This window comes from Novosphingobium sp. THN1 (assembly GCF_003454795.1).
GTDB lineage: Bacteria > Pseudomonadota > Alphaproteobacteria > Sphingomonadales > Sphingomonadaceae > Novosphingobium.
In genome coordinates this window covers 2,341,966-2,358,866 of record NZ_CP028347.1, presented here as the reverse complement: position 1 = coordinate 2,358,866, position 16,901 = coordinate 2,341,966, and the positions used below count along the sequence as shown (strand labels likewise).

The window sequence follows — 16,901 nt, the reverse complement described above, 5'->3', positions numbered from 1 at the left end:
GACCATATTCACCTGAAATCTCCATCCGCTGCGGTTCGTGGCCCCAACTACGCGCCAGAAGACTCGCGGTTCCCCACCGGAACCACCACTCCGGCGAACCTTGCCCTTGCCATTGTGTGCAAACGTCGCCATTTGGGCGCCAGAAACCGGCCGGCGCGCACGCGCCCACGCGAGTCCATGGGACCCATGACCACAGATCACGAATTTCTCGATGCAACGCCGTGGGACGTCGGCGCCGATGACGACAAGCTGCGCGAGGAGTGCGGCATCTTCGGCGTACTCGGCGTTCGTGACGCGGCGGCGACAGTCGCGCTCGGCCTCCATGCCCTGCAGCACCGCGGGCAGGAAGCTGTCGGCATCACCAGCTTCGACGGGCGGGAGTTCTATTCGCGCAAGGGCATCGGCCACGTCGCGGCAAACTTCTCGACCGGATCGGCCATCGCCGAACTGCCGGGCATGATGGCCTCGGGCCACGTCCGCTATTCGACCACCGGCGGCGCGGGCCTGCGCAACGTGCAGCCGCTCTTTGCCGATCTTGCCTCCGGCGGCTTCTCGATCGCGCACAACGGCAACATTTCCAACGCGATGTTCCTCAAGCGCGATCTCGTCCGCAAGGGCGCGATCTTCCAGTCGACGTCGGATACCGAGGTGATCATCCACCTCGTCGCGACGAGCCGCTACCCCACTCTGCTCGATCGCTTCGTCGATGCGCTGCGCCTGATCGAGGGCGCCTATTCGCTGATCTGCATGACGCCGCAGGGCATGATCGCCTGCCGCGATCCACTCGGCATCCGCCCGCTCGTCATGGGCAAGCTCGGTGACGCGGTGGTCTTCGCCAGCGAAACCGTCGCGCTCGACGTCGTCGGCGCCGACTTCGTGCGCGAAGTGGAGCCGGGTGAACTGATCCAGGTCGATCTCGACGGCAATCTCAGCACCCACCGCCCGTTCGGCACGCCCAACGCCCGCCCCTGCATCTTCGAGCACGTCTATTTCAGCCGCCCGGACTCGGTCATGGGTGGCAGTTCGGTCTATCAGGTGCGCAAGGCCATCGGCGCGCAGCTGGCGATGGAAAGCCCGGCCGACGCCGACCTCGTCATCCCGGTGCCAGACAGCGGCGTTCCTGCCGCGCTCGGTTACGCCCAGCAGTCCGGCATTCCGTTCGAACTGGGCATCATCCGCTCGCACTACGTCGGCCGCACCTTCATCCAGCCCTCGGACGGCGCGCGCAACGCTGACGTGAAGCGCAAGCACAACGCCAACCGCGCGCTCGTCGCCGGCAAGCGCATCGTGCTGATCGACGATTCGATCGTGCGCGGCACCACCAGCCTCAAGATCGTGCAGATGATGCGTGATGCCGGCGCTGCCGAAGTCCACATGCGCATTGCCAGCCCGCCGACCGAGCATTCGTGCTTCTACGGCGTCGACACGCCCGAACGCTCGAAGCTGCTCGCCGCGCGCATGGACGTTGCCGCCATGGCCGAGTTCATCCACGCCGACAGCCTCGCTTTCGTCTCGATCGACGGCCTTTACCGCGCCGTGGGCGAGGCCGAGCGCAAGAAGTCGTGCCCGCAGTATTGCGACGCCTGCTTCACCGGCGAATATCCCACGCGGCTGACCGATCTTGCCGATCGTGACAGCCCCGACCAGCTTTCGCTGCCGGTCGGAAAGGTCGCGTAAGATGAGCCTTGCGGGTCAGGTCGCGCTGGTCACCGGCGCCAGCCGCGGCATTGGCGCGGCCACGGCCAAGGCACTTGCCGCTGCCGGAGCGCACGTCGTTCTGGTGGCGCGCAACGCCAAGGACCTCGAAAAGATCGAAGAGGAAATCTTCGAAGCAGGTGGCAGCGCCACTATTGCTCCGGTCGATCTCTCCGAAGCTGACAGCATCGCCCGTCTTGCCACGGCGATCGCTGGCCGCTGGAAGGCGCTCGACATCCTGGTGATCAACGCTGCCGTCCTGCCGACGCTTACCCCGGTCTGGCAGATCGATGCGCGCGAGTTCAACCAGGCACTGACGCTCAACGTGCTGGCAACGCAGGCGCTTCTCGCCGGCTTCGACGGCATGCTGCGCAAGAGCCAGGATGCCCGCGTCATCGGCGTGACGAGCAGCGTCGGCGCCACCCCGCGTGCCTACTGGGGTGCCTACGGTGCTACCAAGGCAGCGTTCGATAACCTGCTCAACTGCTATGGGCAGGAAGTGCGCAACACCGCCTCGATCCGGGTTGCCGTGGTCGATCCGGGCGCAACCCGCACCAAGATGCGCGCCCGCGCCTACCCCGGCGAAGACCCGCAGACGGTCAAGGCTCCGGAAGTCGTTGCTGAACGCATCGTTACGCTTCTAGGTGAACAATTTGCCAGTCCGCACCGCATCCGCGTTAACCAGGACTGATAGCGCCTAATTAACGTAGCCGCGCGATTCTTTGCAAAGGTTTGCCGACCTGTCGGCAGGCCGCAAACGCAATGGGTCGAGGTCGCCCGGCATGACGACGACGGATTGGAATACAAACATCTATGGGCAGGCCGCGCTCGAGGATCGCAGCGCGCCCCGCCAACGTGTCAATATTCCGGCAACGCTCAGGCCGTCCGGCGGCAAGGGCTTCCAGACCGTCGTTCTCGATCTATCGCTCGGCGGTTTCTGCGCCAATGCGCTCCAACGCATGCACACCGGCAATCGCTGCTGGCTGACCCTGCCCGGCATGGAAGCGCTGCAGGCCGAGGTTGTGTGGTGGGATTCCGGCCGCGTCGGCTGCGCCTTTGCCAACCTGCTCAGCCCCATCGTCCACGACAACATCCTCGCCCGCTATCGCGGTGACGGCGTGTTCCGCCGCCCCTGACGCTTATCGCTTTACCAGCGTCACCTGGCTGACGTTGATCCCGCCGCCGCGGAACCCGCCTTCGCAATACATGAGGTAATATCGCCAGAGGTTGACGAAACGCTCGTCGAACCCGGCAGGCAACCTTCCATCGACCACAGCGAGGTCTAGTGCCTCGCGCCACAGCTTCAGTGTGCGCGCGTAGTCGAGCCCGAAGTCCTCGCGATCCTGCCACGTCAGCCCGCGTTCCTGCGCCAGTCGCGCGAACTCGCGCTCGCTGATCAGCAGGCCGCCGGGGAAGACATAGGCCTGGATGAAGTCTGCACTGGCGGCATAGGCATCGAACAGGTCGTCACGGATGGTGATGTACTGCAGCGCCGCCCGCCCGCCGGGCTTCAGGCAGCGGGCAAGGCAATCGAAGTAGGACGGCCAGTATTCACGCCCCACCGCCTCGACCATCTCGACGCTGGCGATCGCGTCGAACGTGCCATCGACATCGCGATAATCCTGGTGGCGGTACTCGATCCCGCCCAGCCCCGACGACGCCAAGGCATCGCGCGCCCATTCCAGCTGTTCGTCGGAAAGGCTGATGCCGGTCACCCGCGCTCCGGTCGTCTCGGCCAGCCGCCTCGCGAGAAAACCCCAGCCGCAACCGATCTCGAGCACTTCGCTGCCGGGTTTTAGCGCCAGCCTGGCGCCCAGCCGGTCAACCTTGTTCGCCTGCGCCTCGGCCAGCGGTGCGTCAGCTGAAATGCCGTCCCACAAGGCGCTGGAATAACTCATCGTCGCGTCGAGCCACTGGCGGTAGAAATCGTTGCCGAGATCGTAGTGCGCGGCGATGTTCCGCCGTGCCTGCGCTCGCGAATTCTTGCGCAGAAAATTGAGCGCCCTGCCCGCTATCCGCCACGGGCCTTTGGCGCGGCCGACGTCGCCCAAGGTGGCCGCGTTGCGCATGAACAGATCGAAGATCGGCACCGGATCGGGGCTGTCCCATTCGCCTTCGACCCAGGCTTCATACCAGCCGATCGAGCCTGCCGTGGCCAGCCGCACAAGCGCATTCCAGCTGTGGAGGTTGATGCGGGCCACCGGCCCCTCGCCCCGCCCGCCGACAGTTCGCTGGCTGCCATCCGGCAAGGTAGCGTGGATCGTGCCAAGAACCAGACCGCGGTCGATCCTTTCGACAACGCGCTCGAACGGTCCGGCAAACAGGTGTGCGAACCAGCGGCCGACGGCAGACATGTTCCAGCCCCCGGCCACCAGATGCCGTCCCCTCGATGGCGTCTGTGCAGTCATGGCCGGGATATGCGGCTCCGCAGCGTAACGCGCAAGGTCAGCCATGCGCCTTCATTGCATCATGTGCCGCCAAAGCCCGCGCCCGCGCTTCGGCATGCGGCACGATCTTGCGGATATAGCCCTGCGGCGGGAACGTCGGGTCGTGGATCTCGGCATCGGACAGATGTCGCAGTTCAGGCACCCACTTGCGGATGTAACCGGCTGCATCGAACTTCGGCGATTGCGTGAGCGGCGCCATGATCCGCACGAACATGTTCGAATCTACCCCGGTGCCCGCGGTCCATTGCCAGTTGACCGCATTCGAACCGTAGTCGGCATCGACCAACGTGTCCCAGAACCAGCGCTCGCCTTCGCGCCAGTCGATCAGCAGGTGCTTCACCAGAAAGCTCGCCGCGATCATGCGCACGCGGTTGTGCATCCACCCGGTGCGCCACAGTTCGCGCATCCCGGCATCGACGATGGGATAGCCGGTGCGGCCCTGCTGCCATGCTGCCAGCCCCTCGGGATCGTCACGCCAGTGCAGCCGGTCATAGGCTTCGCGCGCGTTTTTCGAACCATATTCCGGGAACTGCACGATCACGTTCTGGGCATAATCGCGCCAGCCAAGCTCGCTCAGGAACACGTCGACCGATCCGCCAGCGTCGGCGACCCACTGCCACACCGTCGCCGGGGATATCTCGCCAAAGTGCAGATGTGGGGAAAGGCGTGACGTTCCTTCGATCGAAGGCAGATTGCGGCATTCGTCGTAGCGTGCGGCGCGGTCGGCGAAGACTTCAAGACGTTTGCGCGCGCCCTCTTCCCCGGGGGTCCATTCCTCGCAAAACCCGCCTGCCCAGTCAGGCTTGGTGGGCAGCAGCTTCCAATCATCGAGTTTGTCGCTCGCGGGCCAATGCTCCGGCGCCTCCAGCTTCTGCGGCGCTTCAGTCGGATGGGCAGGCGGCATCCGCTCCTTCAGCGCGTGCCAGAACGGCGTGAAGATCTTGTACGGCGCGCCGCTTCCTGTCTTCACTGCACCAGCAGGGGCGAGGTAGTTCCCATCGTGCAGGACAAGTTGCATGGCCTTGGCTACGGCCTTCTCCGCATTGCGCCACCACGGCTCGTAGTGGTGCAACGCATGGACGACCCGCGCCCCGGTTTCGCGGCGCACAGCCGCCAGTTCCTCTTGCACCTTGCCTCGCCGCAGGATCAGTCGCGAGCCCCGCTTGCGTAAGCTGGCATCCAGGCTGCCAAGGCTGTGATGCAGCCACCAGCGCGAGGCACCACCCATGCGGCAGTGCCTGGGCGTCTCGTCATCGAGCACGTAGACCGGGATAACCGGCCCGGCCTCGGCGGCTGCCAGCAACGCCGCTTGATCGGCCAGACGAAGATCGCGCCTGAGCCAGACGATTGACGGCTCGGCTTGCGTCGAGGATGGCACCAGTTCCCTTTCCTTCACGTTTGCAACCCATGGCAAACCGTTGTGCGGGAACAACGTTTGCCCATGTCTCGTTCCTAGCAACCGATGATCGAACCCTCCCCCGAACGAAACCTGCCCCAAAGGGCGCGAAGCTGGCGGATTTCGCCCCGCCACGCCCTCATCGCGGCGGCGGTGTGCTGGGCCGGGTTCATGATGGTCGTCCTGCTGATCATGACCGGACGCGGTGAGGCAATGGACAGCGCTGGCCTGCTGTTCTGGAGACGCGGAGCGGACCTCGTGCCCGCCGGTCCGCAATGGCTGCTCGAAGCGGTGCGCGATCTGACGGCGCTTGGTGGGGTCCTGTTGCGCAACCTCATCCTGATCGGCGTGCTCGCCGCGCTGCTGTTCCTGCGTCTGAAGCGCGAGGCGGTGCTGCTGACCGCGACCGTAATGGGCGGATGGCTGGTCAACTCGCTGGTCAAGCTGGCGGTCGGCCGCCCCCGCCCGATGATCGTGCCGCATCTGACCGAGGCTGGCGGGCAGAGCTTCCCCAGCGGCCACAGCTTCAATTCCGCGGTGATCTACATCGCCATCGCTCTGGCCTTTGCTGCCATGAGCCCGCGCCGTTCGGTGCGCTGGACCCTGATCATCAGCGCCGTGGTCTTGAGCATCGCCATCGCCATCAGCCGCGTCTGGCTCGGCGTCCATTTTCCGACCGACGTTGCAGCGGGGTGGCTTGGCGGAGCGGGTTGGGCGTTCCTCGCCTCGGCGCTGCTGCACAAGCCCGCCAAGGCCGTCGCCGAGCAGGCCGACGACGTGCTGGAGACGCTGACGCCCCACCCCTAACAGGCAGGCAGGTTGACCACCGTGTTGAAATTCCGCGCCATAGCCGGACCCGTGAAACGGGCATCGGCAAACGTGACCGTGGCCTGACACCCCTGCGTCTTGACCCTTGCGACCGGCATCTGCGACCAGGCAAGGAACTTGACCGCGTCGGGCGTGGCGCGGGCTGCCTGCTGGACCAGCGGTAATGCCATGTTGTCGGGCACGCTTGCCCCCTGCCCGGTCACACGCAGTGCACCCTGCAACGGATCATAATGGCCGAAAGAGATCACACCGTTCTCTCGCCAGATCATGTCGCGCTTCCAGAAGCGCAAGGGCGCGGGCGAGGCAAAGACGCGGTCGGGCTGCGGATAAGGCTCGCTCATTACCAAGGCATCCCGCGCCATCGCCGAAATGCCGATGTTCGCGCCGATGAACACGGCGCCTGCAGCAAGGGCGAGGAGCGCCGGCCCGCCCCGCTCTCGACGCCGCGCCAGCCAGATCCCACCGCCCAGCATCGCCAGCAGCCACGGCGACACGATGAACAGGCCGTCGGTGTGGAACCATTCTTCGCTCATCGGCGAGAGCAACTGGATTGCGTAGACGTTCTGCAGATCGAGCAGCGGATGGGTGATAGCGCCCAAGTAGCTCAGCAGCACCAGCCAACCGAAGCGCAGCGGTGGCGCATCTGCTGCGATTTTTCCGCTCGAAACCTGCCAGCGATCAAGCAGCCACAGCAAGCCCGCTAGCAGCGGCGGCATAAGCACCACGCCGCCGACGAACCCATGCGTGAACCCGCGATGCATGGCGAGCGGCGCCCACGGTACCCAGCCGAAGAACACGTCGATATCCGGCATGTTCGCCGCGAGCACCAGCGCCGCCAGCCCTTTCCGCGTCCGGTGCTTCAGCCCGGTCTCGGCCAAGGCCCATCCGGCAAGGCTATGCGTCAGGTTGTCCAATGGGTTCCCTCAAACAGAAAGGCCGCAAGAGCGCGCCTGACGCACTCTTGCGGCCTTCGAAGCCTTAGGCAATCCGCTGATCAGACCGGATCGGCAGCCGTTCCGCTCACCGTCCAGGTCTGGCCCTTGCCGAGGAGCTTGGCGAGGTTGGCGTCCTTGCCCTTGCGGGCCTGTTCGTCCTGGCCGAGCAGCACGTCTTCATAGGACGGACGGGCATCGTCGTAGATCACGCCCAGCGCCATCGGGAACGGGCCGAACGGCATTTCCACCAGCATGTGTGCAAGCGCGCGGTTCTTGACGTTGTGGACGATCACGCCCGCAGACTGCCAGTCACCATCGACCACGTCGACGACCTTGAGCGTCAGCGTGTCCATGTCGAGCGCAATGCCCTTCACGCCGCCCGACTTTTCCGAACCGAACAGCATCGGCTCGCCATCGGTCAGCCACAGCTGGTTCTGGTCGGCCACGCCTTTGGCGACGAAGTCGTCGAAGCGGTCCTTGTTGTAGACGATACAGTTCTGGAAGATCTCGACGAAGGCCGCGCCCTTGTGGGCATGAGCCGCCTTTAGCACGCCGGGCAGGTTCTTCGACACGTCATAGGCCCGTGCGATGAAGCGCGCGCCCGAACCCAGCGCGAAAGCGCAAGGCAGGGCGGGACGGTCTACCGAGCCCAGCGGCGAAGTCGGCGAATTGGTGCCCTCGCGGCTGGTCGGCGAGAACTGGCCCTTGGTCAGGCCGTAGATCTCGTTGTTGAACAGCAGGATCTGCACGTTCACGTTGCGACGCAGGATGTGCATCGTGTGATTGCCGCCGATCGACATGCCATCGCCATCGCCCGTCACCAGCCAGACGTCGAGCTCGGGGTTGGCGAGCTTGATGCCGGTGGCAAAGGCCGGGGCGCGACCGTGGATCGTGTGGAAGCCGTAGCTTTCCACATAGTACGGGAAGCGGCTCGAGCAGCCGATGCCCGAAACGAACACGGTGTTCGAAGGATCGGCGCCGATCTCCGGCAGGGTGCGCTGCACCGCCTTGAGGATCGCGTAGTCGCCGCAACCCGGGCACCAGCGCACTTCCTGGTCGGTTTCCCAGTCCTTGAGCGTGGTCTGGACCGCGATCTTGGTCATCTCGTTCATTGTCGTAACCTTTATGCGAGCGCAGCTTCGATCGCGGCTTCGATTTCCGCGATGGTGAAGGGCTGGCCGCTGGTCTTGTTGAGCGGCTGGGCGTCGATCAGGAACTGGTCGCGCAGCACGGTCTTGAACTGGCCGGTGTTCATCTCGGGCACCAGCACCTTGTCATAGCCGCGCAGCAGATCGCCGAGGTTCGACGGCATCGGCCAGATGTGGCGGACGTGGACATGGCTGACGTCGAGGCCCTTGCGGCGGGCGCGGCGCACGGCCTGATAGATCGGGCCGTAGGTGCTGCCCCAACCGACGACCACGAGCTTGCCCGAGGTCTCGCCGTGGTTGACTTCCTGCAGCGGGATCGAGTTCGCCACGCCCTCGACCTTGGCCTTGCGGGCGTCGGTCATGATCTGGTGGCTTGCCGGGCTGTAGTCGATGTTGCCGGTGCCGGGTTCTTCTCGATGCCGCCGATGCGGTGCATCAGGCCGGGGGTGCCGGGCCTGATCCACGGACGCGCGCCCTTTTCATCGCGCGCAAAAGGCAGCAGCTCGCCGTTGGGGCCGTTCTTCGCTTCGAGGAACGTGACCGGGAACGGCTTGAAGCTTTCCGGATCGGGCACCTTCCACGGCTCGGCCGCGTTGGCGATGTAGCCATCGGTCAGGAGCATGACCGGGGTCATGTATTCCACCGCGATGCGGCAGGCCTCGATGGCAACTTCGAAGCAATCGGAAGCGCTGCGCGCGGCGATCACCGGCATCGGCGCGTCGCCGTTGCGGCCATAGACCGCCTGGTAGAGGTCCGACTGCTCGGTCTTGGTCGGCAGGCCCGTGGACGGACCCCCGCGCTGCGAGTTGACGATGACCAGCGGCAGCTCGGTCATGATGGCAAGGCCCATTGCCTCGCCCTTGAGCGCAATGCCGGGGCCAGACGACGAGGTCACGCCCAACTGGCCCGCATAGCTTGCGCCGATGGCCGAGGCGATTGCGGCGATCTCGTCCTCCGCCTGGAAGGTGGTGACGCCATATTCCTTGAGCCGGGCAAGGTTGTGCAGGATGGCCGAGGCGGGCGTGATCGGATAGCCGCCGAAGAACATGTGCAGATCGGCCAGCTGCGCGCCCGCAACGAGGCCGAGGCTGATCGCTTCGGCACCGGTGACGGTGCGGTAGAGGCCCGGCTCGCTCTCGACCGGAGCGATGTGGTACTGCTTGAGCGGCCCTGCCAGCTCGGCGGTTTCGCCATAGGCATGGCCGGCGTTCAGCGCGGCGATGTTGGCCTGGGCCAGAACCGGGTTCTTGGCAAACTTGGCGTTGAGCCAGTCGATCAGCGGTTGGCGGTCACGATCGAACATCCACAGGGCAAGACCCAGCGTCCACATGTTCTTGCAGCGCAGCGCTTCCTTGTTGCCAAGGCCGAAGGGCTTCACCGCCTCGAGCGTCAGCGCCGAAATGTCGAACGCCAGCAGCTGCCACTTCTCGAGGCTGCCGTCCTCGAGCGGATTGACCTCGTACTTCGCCTTCTCGAGGTTGCGCTTGTTGAACTCGCCACTGTCGGCAATGATGAGGCCACCGGCCTTCAATGCGCCGACGTTGGTCTTCAGCGCCGCCGGGTTCATCGCCACGAGCACGTCGGGCTGGTCGCCCGCAGTGTCGATCTCGGTCGAGCCGAAGTTGATCTGGAAGGCAGAGACGCCGAACAGCGTGCCTTGCGGCGCGCGAATTTCGGCCGGGAAGTCCGGGAAGGTGGCAAGGTCGTTGCCCGCCAGCGCCGTGGAAAGGGTGAACTGACCGCCGGTCAGCTGCATGCCGTCGCCCGAGTCACCGGCGAAGCGCACGACCACCGCTTCGGGGGTCGGCGAATCCTTGCCGCCCGTCAGCGCGTCCGGTCCATCAACTAGTGTAGCCATATCGTCCTCTGCTGCGCCCGGGAGTTTCACCCAGTGCTGACACGCGCCTATGCCCCTCGTGTTCCGTTCGCAAAGAAGAAAATCTGCGCAGGGCGAAAAATCCTCCTGCGCTCTTGATTCCGATCCCGCTTGCCAGTCAAGTTGCAAAAGCCAACTTACCACGGTGTTTATAACGAATCCTGTTTGCGGGACGAGGAACTGTCATGACCGATCAGAAAACCCACTACGTGCGCCCCGACGTTCAAGCCTTCCTGGGCTTCCTCAACAGCACCGATGCCCCGCCGATGAGCCAGATGGGTCTGGAGGCTGCGCGCGCCAGTTACATTGCGATGGGTCAACTCGCCGAAGCCGATCCGCGCGAACTTGCCGTGATCCGCGACCTGACCTGCCCCGGCCCGGCAGGTGACATTCCGCTGCGCCTTTATGACCTGCGCGAAACGCGCGAGGCAGGGCCTGCGGTGGTGTTCTTCCACGGCGGCGGCTTCGTGATCGGCGATCTCGACAGCCACCACAGCCTGTGCACCGAAATCGCGGCAGAACTCGATCTGCCGGTGATCGCGGTGGACTATCGCCTCGCGCCTGAACACCCCTTCCCCGCCGCGCCCGACGATTGCGAGGCAGCAGCGCGCTGGATCGCGGCGAACTCGGTTGCATTGGGGCGCGAGATCACCGGTCTTATCCCGATGGGCGACAGCGCCGGTGGCAACCTGACGATCGTGGTCACGCAGGCGCTGGTCGAAAGCCCGGCGGCGGTGCCGGTGATCATGCAGGTGCCGATCTATCCGCTTTCCGACGACAAGCCCGATCACCAGTCGTTCCTCGATTTTGCGGAAGGCTTCCTGCTTACCTCCGATTCGATGAACTGGTTCGCCAATGCCTATCAGGCGGTGACCGGCCACAAGCGCGCCTATCCGATCTATGGCGAACACTCGACCACGCCGCCGACGGTGCTAGTGACGGCAGGCCTCGATCCGATTCGCGACAGCGGGCGGGTCTATGGCGCGGAACTCATCCGGTCTGGAGCAGAAGTCGTCTTTCTTGAAATGAAAGGGACGATCCACGGGTTTACGCAGGTGCGCAAGGCGATCCCGAGCGCGCAGGCCGACATGCAGTCGATCTTCAAGGCGGTTCGGCTGCTATTGGAAAGGTTGAAATGAACGACGAATTTGCCGGGCTTCCCTACCGTCCCTGCGTCGGTGTCATGCTTGTGAACAGCGCCGGGCGCGTGTTCGTGGGCAAGCGGATCGACAACAAGGAAATGGACGCCTGGCAGATGCCGCAGGGCGGGATCGACGATGGAGAGGACCTCCACGCCGCCGCCCTGCGCGAGTTGCAGGAGGAGACCGGCGTCGCCTCCCACCTCGTCACGATCATCGCCGAAACGCGCGACGAACTGCTCTATGACCTGCCCGATTTCCTGATGGGCAAGATGTGGGGCGGCAAGTTCCGCGGCCAGCGCCAGAAGTGGCTGCTGATGCGCTTTTCGGGCGAAGACACCGACATTGACCTCAATGCCCATGAACATGCCGAGTTCGAGGCGTGGCGCTGGGTCGAGCCCGAGCAGGTTCCGGAACTGATCGTGCCGTTCAAGAAGCGGGTCTATCGGCAGGTGGTCGAGGAATTCCGCAACCTGATCTGACCGGTCACCGAGTCAGTTCGTCTCGACCTTCTCGGCCGGGATCACGGCTTCGGCCGACACGACCTTCTTGGCCGGACCGCGCGCGATGGCGGCGGAGAGTTCTGCGGTTTCGGCGCAGCTCTTGCCGCACAGGCCCTCGAGCCGGGTCAGGTTGCGCCGGGCCTTTTCGAGAGCGCCCTTCTCTACCATTGCGCCGCCCTCGCCGGAAATGGCGACAACGTTGTTGGGATCGCGTTCAAGCACCTGGCGATAATAGTGGATCGCCTTGCCCTGCAGCCCATCGCGGCGGGCGGCATCGGCCAGCGCCAAGAGCGCAGGATTGCTGGCGGGGTCGATAGCCAAGGCCGCTTCGAAGCTGTCCGTCGCGGCCGAAACATCGCCCTTGGCGAGCGCGGCGCGGCCATCCTTGAGCAGCACTTCGACGCGCGGATCGGCAGGCGCCGTGTTCTTCGCCACGCCCATGCTACCGGTCACGCCCACGACGAGCGACAGAGCGAGGGCAATGGGGGCGTAACGCATCAGCAGCTCCTTGGTCCGGTTACCTTGGGAAGGACCATCATTGAATGAACCCGCGTCCATGACGCTTCAGTTAACACGGCGTACGAGCGTTGCGAAGAAAAACCCGTCAGTGCCATCCCCAAAGGGCGTAAGCCGCCAGCCGCGCCCGCGCGCCCGGCCCGCAGGCAGCGGCGGCAGCGCGACATCCCAGCCCGGATTGGACAAAAGGAAGGCCTCGATCCGGTCCGCACCCTCGGCATCGAGCAGCGAGCAGACCACATAGGTAAGCCGACCGCCCGGCCTTACCAGCGATGCCCCGATATCGAGCACATTGGCCTGCATCGCACAGTAGCGCTGGATCGCCTTCGCATCGAGCCGCCAGCGGGCCTCCGGATTGCGTCGCCAGGTGCCGGTGCCCGAACAGGGCGCGTCAATCATCACCGCATCGGCCTTGCCCCGCCAGTCGGCCAGCATTTCCGCCTCGCGCCCCGGATTGAGCAGGCGCGTCTCGACCAGCACCCCGGCGCGCGCGGCGCGCTCCGGCAGGCGCGACAGGCGCGGGCGATCGATGTCACAGGCGAGCAGCTTGCCGCGATTGGCCATCGCCGCGCCCAGCGAGAGCGTCTTGCCGCCAGCCCCGGCGCACAGGTCGACCACCGCTTCGCCGGGCTGCACGCCGAGCGCCATGCAGGCGATCTGGCTTCCGGCGTCCTGCACCTCGAACAGCCCCTCGGCGAACTCGGGCCAGGATTCGACGGCCGTGCCCGAGGGCAGCCGCAAGCCCTGCGGCGCGACCGTTGGCTCTGCCTCGACCGGCAGGCGCGGACGCATCTCGTCGCGCGTGGTCTTCAGGACGTTGGCCCGGATATCGAGCGGCGCCCTTCCCAGCAGCGCGGCCTGTTCCTGATCATCAAGGCCAGAAGCGGCGAGCTGTTCCGCCAGCCACGCCGGCGCAACGCCACCGATCGCCACTGGCTCGCCTGCCTCGATCAGCGCAGGCCCATAGTTCGATCCATCGAACAACCCGGCCAGCGCCGCGTCCGCTTGCGCCAGACGCAGCATCGCGGCGCGCCCCGACACCGGCACTTCGCCGCATGCCCGGATCGCGCTCCACACCAGTTCGCGAATGGCGCGACGGTCCTTCGAGCCGACATAACGCCGCGCCCGGAACCAGTCTGCCGCAATCCGGTCTGCCGAAGCCCCTTGCGTCCTGGCTGCCGCAATCACTGCATCAAGCAGATCGATCGCGGCCTGAACCCGCGCCGGAGGCGTCATTCAGCGGCCCTCAGCCAACCTTGTAGTTCGGCGCCTCGCGCGTGATCGTCACGTCATGGACGTGGCTTTCGCGAAGCCCGGCGTTGGTAATGCGCACGAACTGCGCACGCTTGCGCAGGTCCTCGATGGTCTTGCTGCCGGTGTAGCCCATCGCGGCCTTCACGCCGCCGACAAGCTGGTGGACCACGTCCTTGGCCGGTCCCTTGTAGGGCACCTGGCCTTCGATGCCCTCGGGCACCAGCTTCATCTGGTCCTTGATGTCCTGCTGGAAGTAGCGGTCGGCCGAACCGCGCGCCATCGCGCCGACCGAGCCCATGCCGCGGTACGACTTGTAGGCGCGGCCCTGATAGAGGAACGTCTCGCCCGGGGCTTCCTCGGTGCCGGCCAGCATCGAGCCGATCATCACCGAGCTGGCGCCGGCGGCAAGCGCCTTGGCCGCATCGCCGGAGGTGCGCAGGCCGCCATCGGCAATGACCGGAACGCCCGACTTTTCGGCTTCCTCGGCGCATTCCATCACGGCGGTAAGCTGCGGCACGCCAACGCCCGCGACGATGCGCGTGGTGCAGATCGAACCGGGGCCAATGCCGACCTTCACGCCATCCGCACCTGCATCGATCAGCGAGCGGGTGGCTTCGGCGGTGGCAACGTTGCCCGCAATCACTTGCACCGAGTTGGACAGCTTCTTGGCCGCTTCGACAGCGCGGGCGACATCACGATTGTGTCCGTGTGCCGTGTCGATGATGACAACGTCGCACTCGGCCTCGACCAGCGCCTGCGTGCGCAGCAGGCCCTTTTCGCCCACGGTGGTGGCGGCGGCGACGCGCAGGCGGCCGGCGGCGTCCTTGGTGGCATCGGGGAAGGTCACGGCCTTCTCGATGTCCTTCACCGTGATCAGGCCGATGCACTTGAACGCATCGTCAACCACCAGCAGCTTCTCGATCCGGCGCTGGTGCAGCAGGCGGCGCGCTTCGTCGCCGCTGGCGCCGAGCTTTACCGTGGCAAGATTTTCGTGCGTCATCAGTTCGCGCACCGGCTGCTGCGGATTGTCGGCAAAGCGCACATCGCGATTGGTGAGAATGCCGACGAGCTTGCCCGATGCCTCGACCACCGGAATGCCGCTGATCTTGTGCTGGCGCATCAGGGCCTGGGCCTCGCCCAGCGGCGCATCTGGTGAAATGGTGATCGGATTGACGACCATGCCGCTCTCAAATCGCTTCACCGCGCGGACCGCAGCGCACTGCTCTTCGATCGAGAGGTTGCGGTGGAGCACGCCGATCCCGCCCAGCTGCGCCATGACGATCGCCATGTCGGCCTCGGTCACGGTGTCCATCGCCGAGGAAAGGACCGGAATGTTGAGATTGATGCCGCGGGTCAGGCGCGTGCGCGTATCGGCCATCGATGGCACGATATCCGACTCGGCAGGACGCAGCAGCACGTCGTCGAAGGTAAGGCCGAGAGGGATATCCATGATGCGCGCCACTTCCAAAGGTCCGGGGAGATTCGTGGCGGCCCATGTAAACAGGAAGGGGCGGTTCCGCTAGGGGGTTTGGTTCCCGAATTCAGGGCCGTCTTGCAGGCGCCGCCGAAGCACGTGCCGGGTAGCGCTTCGGATCGGCAAAGGCGCGGATCAGTTCGACCTGCAGGTTCACGTCATCAGCCATCCCGGCATAGTCGATCCACGGCCCCGGCTGATCGCTGGGACGATGATAGGTATCCTCCATGAAGCGCTCGGTCCGCTCCATGTCACCGTAGGAATTGCTGACCATCACCGCCGGAACATCGTGCTGCATCAGGATGAAGCTGTCCTGCCGCCGGATATAGGCGTTCGCCCCCTCCCCTGCGGCAAGCTTGCGCTTCATGCGCTTGACGACATCGGCAATCAGCGGGTCGAGCGGGGTCAGCCCCTTGCCGACCACGCCGATCGGCCCGCCTGGCGGGACCAGCCCGGTGCTGTCGACATTGAACGCCGCCACGAACCGATCGAGCGGGATCGGCGGGTTTTCGGCAAAGGCCATCGCGCCGAGCAGGCCGAGTTCCTCCCCGGTGGTTGCGAGGAAATAGACGTCGCGCTCCAGCGGTTTGCCGCGTGAGAGGATGCGCGCGGTCTCGGTAAGGACAGCGAGGCCCGATGCATTGTCGATCGCGCCGTTGCAGATCACGTCCTCGGCCGGCGCGCTGCCGCATTCGCCGAAATGGTCCCAATGCGCCATCATCAAGACCGCCCCAGCCGAAGGATTGCGGCCTTCCAGCTTGCCGATCAGGTTGTGGGTCTTGATCCGGGTCTCGCGGCTGGTCGCCTCGAAAGTGCCGGATATGCCGAGAAGATAAGGGGAAAAGTCTGCTGCCCGGGCATCTGCCTGAAGCCTGGCCACGGTCGGCCGTGCCGTCCCTGCGAGCAGCGCCTCGGCCGTTGCGGGCGACAGGAATGCCTCGATCTCACTACCGATTCTCTCCCCTGCCACGGCGTAGCCGGCGCGGCGTCGGCGGGCGATCACGTCCTCCAGGCCCCGCTCATCATCAAGAACGGTGACAACCGCGAGGGCACCGGCATCAAGCAACCGCCCAGCGCGATCGCCTGCCCGCTCTCGCGCAAGGCCCTCCGGCAGGCTGTCGAGCATCACGGCGATCCGCCCGGCCAGTTCGGCGCGCGCGGTGACGGGTGACGTGGCTTGCCCGACGAACACCAGCGGCGCATCCTGCACAAGGCTGCGCAGGCCCGACGTCACCACGAACACGCTGTCGGCCGGCAAGTTCACCCGCTTGCGGCCACGCATGAAGCTGGAGCGTGACAGCACCGGCTCACGTTCTACCAGTTCGACCGGGGCGAACCAGCCATTGCCAGGCATGTTGGTCCCGGCAGACAGGCCGATGTCGAACCACTGACGCGCGAGATAGCGCAGCGTCTTGGTTTCACCCTCGGTGCCCGGTTCGCGTCCATCGAAGGCGTCGCTCGCCAAGGTCTCGACGTGGCTTTTCAGCGCGATCTCCACCGGGCCGGGCTTCTTCGGCGCCGGCCGCGCGGAGACGAGGAGCAGCGCGCCGAGGACCAAGGCCCCCGTATCGCCATCGTGCTGCCCCCGTAACGCTTCATCGCCGACCCCACACGTCTCGTCGCAGACCCTTGCTCTCAAAAGCAGGAGCGCGGCGCAAGTTCCCAATTGGGGCGTGGATGATGAACAGAA

General features: G+C 65.4%; 14 protein-coding genes and 1 pseudogene. 6 read left to right on the top strand and 9 right to left on the bottom strand.

The window, feature by feature from the left end; genetic code table 11:
- Window positions 1-186: 186 nt before the first annotated feature.
- The 3 genes from purF to C7W88_RS11640 all read left to right on the top strand — a co-directional run bounded on the left by purF (window position 187) and on the right by C7W88_RS11640 (window position 2,831).
- Entirely contained in the window at window positions 187-1,677 is a 1,491-nt protein-coding gene (purF, locus tag C7W88_RS11650) for an amidophosphoribosyltransferase (RefSeq protein WP_118073655.1), read from the top strand.
- Between the two features lies 1 nt (window position 1,678).
- Entirely contained in the window at window positions 1,679-2,386 is a 708-nt protein-coding gene (locus tag C7W88_RS11645) for an SDR family NAD(P)-dependent oxidoreductase (protein ID WP_118073654.1), read from the top strand.
- A 91-nt stretch (window positions 2,387-2,477) separates the two neighbouring features.
- Window positions 2,478-2,831, top strand: coding sequence for a PilZ domain-containing protein (locus C7W88_RS11640; protein ID WP_118074737.1), 354 nt, complete (start codon window positions 2,478-2,480; stop codon window positions 2,829-2,831).
- A gap of 3 nt (window positions 2,832-2,834) precedes the next feature.
- Here C7W88_RS11640 and C7W88_RS11635 read toward each other — a convergent pair whose 3' ends face one another.
- Together C7W88_RS11635 and C7W88_RS11630 are read right to left on the bottom strand one after the other, a co-directional pair.
- The gene (locus C7W88_RS11635; RefSeq protein ID WP_118074736.1) at window positions 2,835-4,103 is read right to left on the bottom strand and encodes a cyclopropane-fatty-acyl-phospholipid synthase family protein; all 1,269 of its coding nucleotides are present in this window, start codon (window positions 4,101-4,103) and stop codon (window positions 2,835-2,837) included.
- 37 nt (window positions 4,104-4,140) lie between these two features.
- Complete coding sequence (locus C7W88_RS11630) at window positions 4,141-5,538, bottom strand: deoxyribodipyrimidine photo-lyase (RefSeq protein WP_240344609.1); 1,398 nt, start codon at window positions 5,536-5,538, stop codon at window positions 4,141-4,143.
- 66 nt (window positions 5,539-5,604) lie between these two features.
- Between C7W88_RS11630 and C7W88_RS11625 the strand changes: the two genes are divergently transcribed.
- Entirely contained in the window at window positions 5,605-6,345 is a 741-nt protein-coding gene (locus C7W88_RS11625) for a phosphatase PAP2 family protein (protein WP_118073653.1), read from the top strand.
- Here the strand turns inward: C7W88_RS11625 and C7W88_RS11620 are convergent.
- From C7W88_RS11620 to C7W88_RS11610, 3 genes and pseudogenes are all read right to left on the bottom strand, one after another.
- Window positions 6,342-7,280 carry a metal-dependent hydrolase gene (locus C7W88_RS11620; RefSeq protein WP_118073652.1) on the bottom strand — a complete coding sequence of 313 codons (939 nt, stop codon included), beginning with the start codon at window positions 7,278-7,280 and terminating at the stop codon, window positions 6,342-6,344. The genes C7W88_RS11625 and C7W88_RS11620 overlap by 4 nt on opposite strands.
- Before the next feature lie 80 nt (window positions 7,281-7,360).
- Entirely contained in the window at window positions 7,361-8,413 is a 1,053-nt protein-coding gene (locus C7W88_RS11615) for a 2-oxoacid:ferredoxin oxidoreductase subunit beta (RefSeq protein WP_118073651.1), read from the bottom strand.
- Between the two features lie 11 nt (window positions 8,414-8,424).
- Window positions 8,425-10,307, bottom strand: a pseudogene (locus tag C7W88_RS11610) (2-oxoacid:acceptor oxidoreductase subunit alpha).
- Window positions 10,308-10,510: 203 nt separating this feature from the next.
- Between C7W88_RS11610 and C7W88_RS11605 the strand changes: the two are divergent.
- Together C7W88_RS11605 and C7W88_RS11600 are read left to right on the top strand one after the other, a co-directional pair.
- Window positions 10,511-11,464, top strand: coding sequence for an alpha/beta hydrolase (locus C7W88_RS11605; RefSeq protein WP_118073650.1), 954 nt, complete (start codon window positions 10,511-10,513; stop codon window positions 11,462-11,464).
- Window positions 11,461-11,946 carry an RNA pyrophosphohydrolase gene (locus C7W88_RS11600; protein WP_118073649.1) on the top strand — a complete coding sequence of 162 codons (486 nt, stop codon included), beginning with the start codon at window positions 11,461-11,463 and terminating at the stop codon, window positions 11,944-11,946. The genes C7W88_RS11605 and C7W88_RS11600 overlap by 4 nt, the downstream gene beginning before the upstream one ends.
- Before the next feature lie 12 nt (window positions 11,947-11,958).
- Here C7W88_RS11600 and C7W88_RS11595 read toward each other — a convergent pair whose 3' ends face one another.
- The 4 genes from C7W88_RS11595 to C7W88_RS11580 all read right to left on the bottom strand — a co-directional run bounded on the left by C7W88_RS11595 (window position 11,959) and on the right by C7W88_RS11580 (window position 16,769).
- Entirely contained in the window at window positions 11,959-12,465 is a 507-nt protein-coding gene (locus C7W88_RS11595; RefSeq protein WP_240344607.1) for a tetratricopeptide repeat protein, read from the bottom strand.
- Between the two features lie 66 nt (window positions 12,466-12,531).
- Complete coding sequence (locus tag C7W88_RS11590) at window positions 12,532-13,719, bottom strand: RsmB/NOP family class I SAM-dependent RNA methyltransferase (RefSeq protein ID WP_118073647.1); 1,188 nt, start codon at window positions 13,717-13,719, stop codon at window positions 12,532-12,534.
- 10 nt (window positions 13,720-13,729) lie between these two features.
- A complete protein-coding gene (guaB, locus tag C7W88_RS11585; protein ID WP_118074734.1) occupies window positions 13,730-15,187 on the bottom strand; it encodes an IMP dehydrogenase in 1,458 nt (485 codons plus the stop codon).
- Between the two features lie 91 nt (window positions 15,188-15,278).
- Window positions 15,279-16,769 (bottom strand): M28 family metallopeptidase, encoded by a 1,491-nt coding sequence (locus C7W88_RS11580; RefSeq protein ID WP_118073646.1) that lies wholly within the window; start codon window positions 16,767-16,769, stop codon window positions 15,279-15,281.
- Window positions 16,770-16,901: the final 132 nt, after the last annotated feature.

What these genes read in the sequence shown, in the direction of transcription:
- purF (WP_118073655.1), top strand. Translation starts at nt 187, where the DNA reads ATGACCACAGATCACGAATTTCTCGATGCAACGCCGTGGGACGTCGGC.
- C7W88_RS11645 (WP_118073654.1), top strand. Translation starts at nt 1,679, where the DNA reads ATGAGCCTTGCGGGTCAGGTCGCGCTGGTCACCGGCGCCAGCCGCGGC.
- C7W88_RS11640 (WP_118074737.1), top strand. Translation starts at nt 2,478, where the DNA reads ATGACGACGACGGATTGGAATACAAACATCTATGGGCAGGCCGCGCTC.
- C7W88_RS11635 (WP_118074736.1), bottom strand. Translation starts at nt 4,103, where the DNA reads ATGACTGCACAGACGCCATCGAGGGGACGGCATCTGGTGGCCGGGGGC.
- C7W88_RS11625 (WP_118073653.1), top strand. Translation starts at nt 5,605, where the DNA reads ATGATCGAACCCTCCCCCGAACGAAACCTGCCCCAAAGGGCGCGAAGC.
- C7W88_RS11615 (WP_118073651.1), bottom strand. Translation starts at nt 8,413, where the DNA reads ATGAACGAGATGACCAAGATCGCGGTCCAGACCACGCTCAAGGACTGG.
- C7W88_RS11605 (WP_118073650.1), top strand. Translation starts at nt 10,511, where the DNA reads ATGACCGATCAGAAAACCCACTACGTGCGCCCCGACGTTCAAGCCTTC.
- C7W88_RS11600 (WP_118073649.1), top strand. Translation starts at nt 11,461, where the DNA reads ATGAACGACGAATTTGCCGGGCTTCCCTACCGTCCCTGCGTCGGTGTC.
- C7W88_RS11595 (WP_240344607.1), bottom strand. Translation starts at nt 12,465, where the DNA reads ATGCGTTACGCCCCCATTGCCCTCGCTCTGTCGCTCGTCGTGGGCGTG.
- C7W88_RS11590 (WP_118073647.1), bottom strand. Translation starts at nt 13,719, where the DNA reads ATGACGCCTCCGGCGCGGGTTCAGGCCGCGATCGATCTGCTTGATGCA.
- guaB (WP_118074734.1), bottom strand. Translation starts at nt 15,187, where the DNA reads ATGGATATCCCTCTCGGCCTTACCTTCGACGACGTGCTGCTGCGTCCT.